This is a genomic window from Clostridium sp. TF06-15AC, assembly GCF_003481165.1.
GTDB classification, from domain to species: Bacteria; Bacillota; Clostridia; order Lachnospirales; family Lachnospiraceae; genus Otoolea; species Otoolea fessa.
On sequence record NZ_QUKS01000011.1, the window covers coordinates 46,936 to 56,576 of the forward strand.

Sequence of the window (9,641 nt, forward strand, 5' to 3'; positions counted from 1 at the left end):
GAAAATGAAGATACGCAGGCGGATGGGTGAGACAAAGCAGATTGTTCAGGTAAATGGGGGGAATATTCTGCTGTTTGAGCTGGCTTTCCGTTTGCTCACGCTGCCGCTTCTTTTGCAGGCAGTGGCGGCGCTGTTCCGGCTGTCGGTGCGCGCGTCTGGCTACAGTTATGTGACGGTCAGCAATCTGGTTTCCTACCTGCTGCGGCCGGTTACGATCGCGATTCTGGTTTTGATGGCAGCGATCCTACTGGTGGGAGTTTCCATCGAGGCGGCGGGACTTCTGGCGGCATATCAGGCGGCGGCACTCTCGCGGAAAATGAGCGCTTTTTCGATGTTTGCGGCGGGCATCCGTCTGACGGTATCAGAGATCCGAAAGCGGAATCTGAGGTTGTTTCTGGTGCTGGCGGTTCACGGCCTGGTGCTTCATTCATTTTTGATTTACCGGATGTTATGTCATGTGAAGGCGGTCAAATTTATCCTTCCAGCGCTTCTGGCGGAGAACTGGGGGCGGCTTTTACTGGTTGGCGTGATTGTTGGCGCGGTTGTGATTTCACTTCCGACGATTTTTATCTGTTTTGGCTGTATGCTGGAGCAGCGGTCGTTTCGGGGCGGATTTCTGCGAAGCAGGGAGCTGCTGCGCGGTAATCGGGTACAGGTAGTTGGGACGCTTGTTTTGTGCAATCTGGCAGTTACGGCGGTAACGGTGGTGCTCTATCTGATTGCGGTTGTGATTGTGGCGGTGTTTGCTGTCTGGTTTGCGGACCGGCGTCTGGAATTGATTCTGGTTTTAGAGGCGCGCGACCGGATCGAGATGGTTTTGATGCCGCTCATGAGCATCGCGCTGATGTCGGTCAATTATGGCGCATTGACGGTGTTATATGTGCAGCTGGACCGGAAACGTCAGAACAAAGAGCGCTGGAAGTTTGAAGCTGGCGAACATGCGGGTCTTCCGTGGATGAGCCGCCGCAATCGGATGGCGGCGCTGGCACTTCTGACGGCATTGAGCGCCGGAGCAATGTACGACGCTTTTTACCGGGGCAATGTGCTGGCGGCGGATCAGCTGAGGGAAGTGCAGCTCACAGCGCATCGGGGCGCATCGACGAGCGCACCGGAGAACACGATGCCTGCGATGGAGGCAGCGGTCGATCAGATGGCGGATTTTGCAGAGCTGGATGTGCAGGAGACGCGGGATGGTGTGCTGGTATTGTTCCATGACAGCACTCTGGAGCGGATCGACGGGACGCGGCGGACGATCCGATCGCTTTCCTGGGATGAGCTGCAGCAGGTAGATGCCGGTGGCTGGTATTCGGAGCAGTACAGCGGGACGCGGATTCCGAAGCTGGAGGACGTTATCGAATATGTCAGGGGACGGATGATGCTGAACATCGAGATCAAATATGCCGGCGCGTCCAGCGATCTGCCGGAAAAGGTCGTGGACTGTATCCGGGAGAATGATTTCGTGGAACAGTGCGTCGTGACATCGACGAGTCTTTCTTATTTAAAGCGGGTGAAGGCGGCGGATTCGGATATTTATACGGGCTATATCCTGTCGGCAGCATATGGAAGCTATTACGAGGATGATGCGATCGATTTTATCAGCCTGATCTCCAGTTCAGCGAACCGGAAGCTGGTCGAGCGCGTCCATGCCTGTGGTAAGGAGGTTCATGTCTGGACGGTCAATAAAAAGAGTGAACTGGAGCGAATGAAGATGATCGGCGTCGATAACATCATCACCGACCGGCCGATCCTGGCGCGGGAAGTCATTCTGGGCGAGGAAAATGCGGAGAATCTGCTGGCGCGGCTGAGGGCGCTGCTGCGGTAAAGAAAGATTACAGGAAAAATAAAAATCAGGAGAAAAACATGAGATTTGTACTACAGAGAGTCAAACACGCGAGTGTAAAGGTAGACGGCGAGCTGATCGGCTCGATCGGCCGTGGATATATGGTGCTGATGGGCGTCAGCGACACCGACACGGAGGAAATCACCGACAAAATGGTGGATAAAATGTGCAAGTTGCGTATTTTTGAGGATGAGAACGGCAAGACGAACTGTTCGCTGGCGGATGTGGATGGCGAGATCCTGCTGATCAGCCAGTTTACTTTGTACGCGGACTGCAGCCACGGAAACCGCCCGGGCTTTACGGGTGCGGGAAATCCGGAACTGGCGAACCATCTCTACGAACACGCGCTGGCGCGCTGCGCCGGACAGGTGCGGAAGGTCGAGCACGGTATTTTCGGGGCAGATATGAAGGTCGAGCTTTTAAACGATGGACCATTTACGATTCTGCTGGATAGTGATACGATAGTGAAAAAGAAATGATTTGCAAAAGGAGGAAGGATATGTCAGTAGCGAAAGAACAGAGAGAAAAACTGATCTGGGAATTTCCTAATATTGGAAAGAAAGCCCCGGAGCAGGAGGAAAAGGCATTTGCGTATTGCGAGGGATATAAGGAGTTTTTAAATGCGGCAAAGACCGAGCGCGAATTTGTGCGCGAGGCGGTGCTCCGCCTGAAAGAGGCTGGTTATGAGGAGTTCGAAGAAGGAAAAATCTATCAGCCGGGCGACAAGGTATACCAGATCAACCGCAAGAAAGCGCTTCTGATGAGCACGTTCGGAAAACGTCCGCTGGAGGACGGCGTCCGCATTAACGTGGCTCACATCGATTCCCCGCGCCTGGATCTGAAACCGAACCCGCTGTATGAGAAGGCAGAGGCGGCATATTTCAAGACCCATTATTACGGCGGTATCCGCAAATACCAGTGGGCGACGATCCCGCTGGCGATGCACGGTGTTGTGATTTTAAAGGACGGCACATCGATGGATATTTGCATCGGCGAAAAAGAGGGTGATCCGGTCTTCTGCGTGACCGATCTGCTTCCGCATCTTGCCGCACAACAGAATGAGCGGAAACTGAAGGACGGCATCAAGGGCGAGGAATTAAATATCATCGTTGGATCCCTGCCGTATCCGTGCGAGGAAGAAGACTCGATCAAGGAGCCGGTCAAGCTGCTGGCGCTGTCGCTCTTAAATGAGCGCTTTGGCATGACGGAGAAGGATTTCCTGCGTGCAGAGATCGAGTTTGTGCCGGCAGTAAAGGCAACAGATGTTGGTCTGGACCGCAGCCTGGTCGGTGCTTACGGACAGGATGACAAGGTGTGCGCGTACACGGCACTGACCGCAGAGATGAAAGCCAAGTCCCCGGAATATACGACTGTTACGATTCTGGCAGATAAAGAGGAGATCGGTTCCGTTGGAAATACTGGCTTAAATTCCGATTTTACCCTGCATTATATCGAGGGACTGTGCAAGGCAGGAAATGTGGATGTCCGCAAAGTGCTGAGGCATTCTCTGTGCCTGTCGGCGGATGTCAATGCGGCGTATGACCCGACGTTTGCGAGTGTATTTGAAGAAAAAAACTCCTGCTATCTGAATAAGGGTGTCGTTTTGACGAAATATACGGGTGCGCGTGGCAAATCCGGCAGCAACGACGCGAGCGCGGAGACGATGGCGAAAGTGATCCAGATCATGGATGAGGCAGGCGTATACTGGCAGATCGGCGAGCTGGGCGCAGTAGACGTCGGCGGCGGCGGCACGGTTGCCCTGTTTGTGGCTGGCATGGATGTAGACGTTGTGGATATGGGTGTTCCGATTTTATCCATGCATGCCCCATTTGAGCTGGCATCGAAACTGGATATCTATAACACATATCTGGCATTTGCAGCATTTTGCAGCTAAAAAATAGCCAGAAAATTCCGTCAGGAAAGACAAAACGTTTTTTTCTGGCGGAATTTTTTATCAAATAATTCATATCCGGTTTCCTTAAATTGGGAAAAGTGATGAACTATGAAAAAAGAGTTGCTGAAAATATAAAATATTGAAAAATCGCTTTTGCGACAGGCTGGTTTGTGGTATGATGATTGGTAAGACATACGTGCAGATATATCATATGTGCGTTTGAAAGCCAGGTGCCGGATGGCGCAGGCAGGAAATTGAGAGATAGAGGACGACTAAATGAAGAAATGGAAAATAGCAGGCATCTGTCTGGCGGTTGCGGTAGCAGCAGCGGCATCTGGATGCGGAAAAAAGACAGGGACTGAGACGACCGCAGCAGAGAGCACGGCTGCAGAGACAGAGGAGTATGTCGCAGAGAGCAGCGTGAAGCTGGGCGAGTACAAAGGCATCGCTGTGACCGTGACCGAGGCATCCGTGACGGACGAGGAAGTAGAAAACCAGATTCAGCAGGTGTTGAATTCAAAGGCCGAGTACCGCGAGGTAGATCGGGCAGCCCAGACGGGCGATCAGGTCAACATTGACTATAAGGGACTTTTAGACGGTGAGGCATTTGAGGGCGGTACCGCCGAGGGATATGACCTGACACTGGGATCCGGCAGCTTTATCGATGGATTCGAGGATGGGCTGGTCGGCGCTGTGAAGGGTGATCAGAAAGACTTAAACCTGACCTTCCCGGATCCGTATCCGAAAAACCCGGATCTGGCAGGTAAGGCGGTTGTATTTGAGGTAACGGTCAATGCGGTCAAGGAGCGCTCCGTTCCGGAACTGACGGATGAGTTCGTTGCTTCCGTATCACCGGATGATGGAACTGTGGAGAAATACCGTGAATCCACCCGTGAGAACCTCTTAGAGCAGAAACAGCTCTCGATTGACAATCAGAGAGATACGGATATTCTGAATGCGGTCGTGGACAATTCAGAAGTTGTATGCTCGACTGCATCGATCGACGAGGCATATGATACACAGTTAAAGGCATACACCAACATGCTTTCCTCCTACGGCGTCGATCTGGCGACCTATGCGGGCATGATTGGAAGCGACGAGGACAGCTTCAAGCAGGAGATCCGCCAGGAAGCCAAGGAAATGGCGAAACAGTCCCTCGTTTTAAATGAGATTGCGAAGCAGGAAAATATCACGATCGACGATTCGGACAAGGAAGCACTGGCGAAACGCTACGGCTACGAGAGCCTGGAGACGATGCTTCAGAACGATAACATCGATCAGAAGATGGTGGACGATACGGCACTAATGCAGAAGACACTTGATTTTCTGGTAGAAAATGCCAAGATCACCGTCAGCACTGAGGAGAACAATGCGGCGCTGAATACAGAAGCAGCCGAGGACGAGGCGGAGTAGAAAGCGTCTCATAAAAATACAGATAAGGGGATAGACATATGCAGATTTTATACGACAGAATCCGTAAAGATGGAATCGTAAGAGCAGGAAATGTATTGAAAGTGGATCGTTTCCTGAATCACCAGATGGATATTCATCTGTTCCAGGAGATCGGCAAGGAGTTTAAACGCCGTTTTGAGGGTGAGGAGATCAACAAGATCCTGACGATCGAGGCGTCGGGTATTGGTATTGCCTGTATCGTAGCCGAATATTTTGATGTTCCGGTTGTATTTGCCAAGAAAACAAAGACGAAAAATATTGCCGGAGAAGTGTATACAACGAAAGTTGAATCGTTTACCCATGGCACTGTATATGATATTATTGTGTCCAAGGAGTTCCTTGGAAAAGGCGATAAGGTTCTGGTTATCGATGATTTTCTGGCAAAGGGCAAGGCATTAGACGGTCTGACCACTTTGATTCAGGATTCGGGAGCAGAATTAGTTGGTGCGGGCATTGTCATTGAAAAAGGTTTTCAGGACGGCGGCAAACGCATCCGTGATAAGGGCATCCGCGTTGAGTCACTGGCGATCGTAGACAGCATGAATGCAGAGACTGGGGAGATCGTATTCAGAAATGAAGATAAATAAAAAAGCATTGTTTTTTGATATTGATGGAACATTGTTTAGTGAAAAATTAAGGCAGGTACCGCAAAGCGCGGTGCTTGCCTTAAAAAAAACAATGGAAAAGGGAAATTTGACATTTATTAATACGGGGCGGACCTGGTGCCAGACGTCCAAAATCCGGGAGGAAGCGCCGGTAAACGGGCTGCTCTGCGGCTGTGGTACCTATATTTCCGTGGATGGAAAGACACTCTATGACCAGAGAATTTCGCCGGAACGGGCGGAGAAACTGAAAGAGGATATTCTGCGGTTCCGGATGGATACAGTGATGGAGGGCGTGGACGCCTGCTTTTTCCGGCCAGATGGGGTGCAGACCGAAACGATGCGGGCGATCCGCTCGATTCTCGACCAGAGCGGCTCGGTTTCGGCGAAGAACTGGTCGGATCCGTCCTTTTCGATCAGTAAATTTTGCGTGGCGGTCGGAGCAGACAGTGATCCGGCGGGATTTTTTGAGACACTTCGGGATTTTGAGGTGATTGACCGGGGCGGCGGCTTCTATGAGTGTGTGCCGATGGGGCATTCTAAGGCGAGTGCGATCGAGTGGATTTTGAAGCAATATGGGATCGCGCTGGAGGACGCGTGGGTCTTTGGAGACAGCATGAACGATCTGTCGATGTTCCAGTATGTGCCGAATGCGGTTGTCATGGGAAAACACGATGCCGGGTTGGAGCCGTATGCGACGTTTACGGCGAAGACCGTGGAGGAAGATGGGATTTACCGGGCGATGGAAGAGCTGGGGCTTTTGTAAGGAAGAAATGGTTTGGTGTTTGATATATATGTATAAAGAGTGAAATTTGTGTGGATGTGTGGAGTTCAGAGAAACATCCTGTGGAGAGAGGTTTCAGGAAAGATTGAACTGGTGGATGTCTGAGACTGGAAATGCTCAAGATTGTGGATAGTTGAGACAGAACTAGAATGAAAGGGTGTTGGATAAAGATATATGAATTATGAGAAATCGGAAAAATATGAAGTTCTCAAGCGGTATTTCGGATATGACAGTTTCCGAGAAGGACAGGAAATGCTGATTGATGGGATTCTTGATGGGCGTGATGTGCTGGGAATCATGCCGACGGGCAGCGGAAAATCACTGTGTTATCAGGTTCCGGCATTGATTCTTCCGGGAATCACGCTGGTGGTGTCACCGCTGATTTCTCTGATGAAGGATCAAGTCACGGCACTCAATCAGGCGGGCGTCCACGCGGCGTATCTGAACAGTTCGCTGACGACGGCACAGTATTATAAGGCGCTTGGGTATGCGCGCGAGGGGCGTTATCCAATCATTTATGTGGCGCCGGAGCGTCTGATGACGGAGGCATTTCTTGATTTTGCGATGCACGTGGATATTGCGATGCTGGCGATCGATGAGGCGCACTGCATTTCCCAGTGGGGACAGGATTTCAGACCGAGTTATTTGAAGATTGTTGATTTTATCGAGAAGCTGCCGAGGCGTCCGGTGGTCAGTGCTTTTACGGCGACCGCGACCAAGGAGGTCCGGGACGATATCATCGACATTTTGCAGTTACAGAACCCGGTGATGCTGACGACGGGATTTGACCGGAAAAACTTGTATTTTGCAGTGGAGACGCCGAAGGACCGCTATGCGGCGATCCGGGCATATCTGGAGGCGCACCCGGGGCAGGGAGGGATTATTTACTGTCTGACCCGCAGGAATGTTGAGGAGATCTGTGAGAAGCTGATCCGGGATGGATTTTCAGTGACGCGTTACCATGCGGGACTTTCCGATGCAGAGCGGCAGAAGAATCAGGATGATTTTATCTATGACCGGGTTCCGGTGATGGTGGCGACCAATGCGTTCGGCATGGGAATCGACCGGTCGGATGTACGGTTTGTCCTGCACTGCGGGATGCCGAAGAACCTGGAAGCCTACTATCAGGAGGCAGGACGTGCCGGGCGTGACGGCGAACCGGCGGAGTGCATCCTGTATTATAGCGGGCGGGATGTGGTGACGAACCAGCTCTTTATTGAGCGGAACCAGGACAATCAGGAGCTTGACGACTATACGCGGCAGGTGGTGCTGGAACGTGACCGGGAACGCCTGAAAAAGATGACGTTTTATTGTTTTACGAATGAGTGCCTGCGTGATTATATCCTGCGGTATTTCGGCGAATATGGAAGTAATTACTGCGGAAACTGTTCGAATTGTATGACGCAATTTGACACGATCGACATTCAGGCGGCGGCAGAGAGTCTCTTAGGCTGTGTGCAGTCGTGCGGACAGCGCTATGGAACAACGGTGATTCTCGACACGGTGCACGGGGCGAATACGGTTAAGATCCGCAATTACCGGATGGATGAGAATCCGCATTATGGGGAGCTGGCGAAGGAGAGCGTCGTGCATCTGCGCCAGATGTTTAACTTCCTCCAGGTGGAGGAGTATCTGTTTGTCACGACGGATGAGTATTCGATTGTCAAATTGACGGAAAAAGGTGCTGCTTTCCTGGAAGCACCGGAACCAATCGAGATGAAGATGGCGAAGGAGCGGGAGAAACAGACAGCTGGAAGCAGCAAAAAGAGCCGCCGGGGCGCGAAACTTCCAGCCGGGGCAGACGAATTTACGGAGAAGGAAGAGACGCTCTTCGAGGCACTCCGCGCGCTGCGCCGCGAGATCGCATCCGAGGGAAAAGTGCCGCCGTATATCGTATTTTCTGATAAGACGCTGACGCATATGTGTATTTTAAAACCGGTCACGAAAGCGGAGATGCTGGAGGTGTCCGGCGTGGGTGCGTATAAGTTTGAAAAATATGGAGAACGGTTTCTGGAGTGCGTGCGGAAGTTCTTAGGACAATAAGCGGGAATCCTCGGCAATTCAATTACCGAGATGAAAGCGCAGACGTGTGCATATCTGCACAATGCAAATAGTATAATAATTCTCATCCTTTGATGGTAATGCCGTAACCGGCATACAATAAAAACGAAAATACGTTCGAATAATGGTTGCGCATTACATTTCGATATGATATACTATATGTATGAAAGAAAATCTTATACATTATAGGACTTGTGTGTGTAATATTAACTACCATATGGTTTGGTCGGTGAAATACAGACGGAAGATATTAACCCCAGAAGTTGAGAAATACCTACAGGAACTCGTGCAGCAGATAGCTGACGATAAAGGTTTTACCGTTCATTTATTTGAATGTGGTGAAGGTGATCATGTTCACTGTTTTGTATCAGCTCCACCAAAGCTGTCAATAACAGCCATTATCAAGTATCTGAAGGGGATCACAGGCAGGAAATTATTCGAACGTTTTCCGGAAATAAGAAACCAGTTGTGGAAGGGAGAACTGTGGAACCATTCCTATTATGTGGAAACGATCGGATCCGTATCTGAGGAAAATATTCGCCGTTATATTGAACATCAGAGCAAGTCGTATTAATTCAATGTGAATTGTAAATATTCATATGCATGGCTGTCTGAAGGGGGGAGGAGAATGCTGTTGTCTCACAGAACATCGGTTAATATCCGGCCGGAATATTCTAATATTATAGGGCATATGTGTTACGCTGCTTCCAAGCTCTGGAATGTCTGCAACTATGAACGCCGTCGATATAAAGAATTGGGGATGGAGAAGTATCCTGACTGGTATTATCAGAAGAAAGCGCATAAAGGAGATCTGTGGTATAGACAGCTTCCATCCCAGACAGCGCAGGAGACCTGCAAGCAGCTGGATAAAGCCTGGAAATCATTTTATGCCCTTAAAAAGACCGGTGGGATCAAAGATCCAAATCCGCCGCGATTTAAACAGGACAATATACCAATCACTTACATGCAGATGGGAATCCGGCACGAGAAAGGTTCCGACCAATTACG

Annotated in this window: 8 protein-coding genes and 1 pseudogene; all 9 read left to right on the top strand. The window is 50.5% G+C overall.

The window, feature by feature from the left end; all coding sequences use genetic code 11:
• The first annotated feature begins 4 nt into the window (after positions 1-4).
• Positions 5-1,822, top strand: a complete 1,818-nt coding sequence (locus DXC57_RS15130) for a glycerophosphodiester phosphodiesterase family protein (protein WP_107000637.1) — start codon at positions 5-7, stop codon at positions 1,820-1,822.
• A gap of 38 nt (positions 1,823-1,860) precedes the next feature.
• Positions 1,861-2,319: a D-aminoacyl-tRNA deacylase gene (dtd, locus tag DXC57_RS15135; RefSeq protein WP_022359969.1), complete on the top strand. Its 459-nt coding sequence runs from the start codon at positions 1,861-1,863 to the stop codon at positions 2,317-2,319.
• Positions 2,320-2,339: 20 nt separating this feature from the next.
• Positions 2,340-3,734, top strand: coding sequence for an aminopeptidase (locus DXC57_RS15140; protein WP_118653388.1), 1,395 nt, complete (start codon positions 2,340-2,342; stop codon positions 3,732-3,734).
• A gap of 276 nt (positions 3,735-4,010) precedes the next feature.
• Positions 4,011-5,147, top strand: coding sequence for a trigger factor (gene tig, locus DXC57_RS15145; RefSeq protein WP_118653390.1), 1,137 nt, complete (start codon positions 4,011-4,013; stop codon positions 5,145-5,147).
• Between the two features lie 38 nt (positions 5,148-5,185).
• The gene (locus DXC57_RS15150; protein WP_022359972.1) at positions 5,186-5,773 is read left to right on the top strand and encodes a xanthine phosphoribosyltransferase; all 588 of its coding nucleotides are present in this window, start codon (positions 5,186-5,188) and stop codon (positions 5,771-5,773) included.
• Positions 5,760-6,554, top strand: coding sequence for an HAD family hydrolase (locus DXC57_RS15155; protein ID WP_227589748.1), 795 nt, complete (start codon positions 5,760-5,762; stop codon positions 6,552-6,554). The genes DXC57_RS15150 and DXC57_RS15155 overlap by 14 nt, the downstream gene beginning before the upstream one ends.
• A 192-nt stretch (positions 6,555-6,746) precedes the next feature.
• Positions 6,747-8,615, top strand: a complete 1,869-nt coding sequence (recQ, locus tag DXC57_RS15160; RefSeq protein ID WP_118653392.1) for a DNA helicase RecQ — start codon at positions 6,747-6,749, stop codon at positions 8,613-8,615.
• A 175-nt stretch (positions 8,616-8,790) separates the two neighbouring features.
• Positions 8,791-9,207, top strand: a complete 417-nt coding sequence (gene tnpA / locus DXC57_RS15165; protein WP_118556385.1) for an IS200/IS605 family transposase — start codon at positions 8,791-8,793, stop codon at positions 9,205-9,207.
• 54 nt (positions 9,208-9,261) lie between these two features.
• Positions 9,262-9,641 (top strand): annotated as a pseudogene (locus DXC57_RS15170) (RNA-guided endonuclease TnpB family protein); the annotation flags it as partial.

Excerpts from the sequence above, each read along its gene's own strand:
- DXC57_RS15130 (WP_107000637.1), top strand. The coding sequence starts at position 5 with ATGAAGATACGCAGGCGGATGGGTGAGACAAAGCAGATTGTTCAGGTA.
- dtd (WP_022359969.1), top strand. The coding sequence starts at position 1,861 with ATGAGATTTGTACTACAGAGAGTCAAACACGCGAGTGTAAAGGTAGAC.
- DXC57_RS15140 (WP_118653388.1), top strand. The coding sequence starts at position 2,340 with ATGTCAGTAGCGAAAGAACAGAGAGAAAAACTGATCTGGGAATTTCCT.
- tig (WP_118653390.1), top strand. The coding sequence starts at position 4,011 with ATGAAGAAATGGAAAATAGCAGGCATCTGTCTGGCGGTTGCGGTAGCA.
- DXC57_RS15150 (WP_022359972.1), top strand. The coding sequence starts at position 5,186 with ATGCAGATTTTATACGACAGAATCCGTAAAGATGGAATCGTAAGAGCA.
- DXC57_RS15155 (WP_227589748.1), top strand. The coding sequence starts at position 5,760 with ATGAAGATAAATAAAAAAGCATTGTTTTTTGATATTGATGGAACATTG.
- recQ (WP_118653392.1), top strand. The coding sequence starts at position 6,747 with ATGAATTATGAGAAATCGGAAAAATATGAAGTTCTCAAGCGGTATTTC.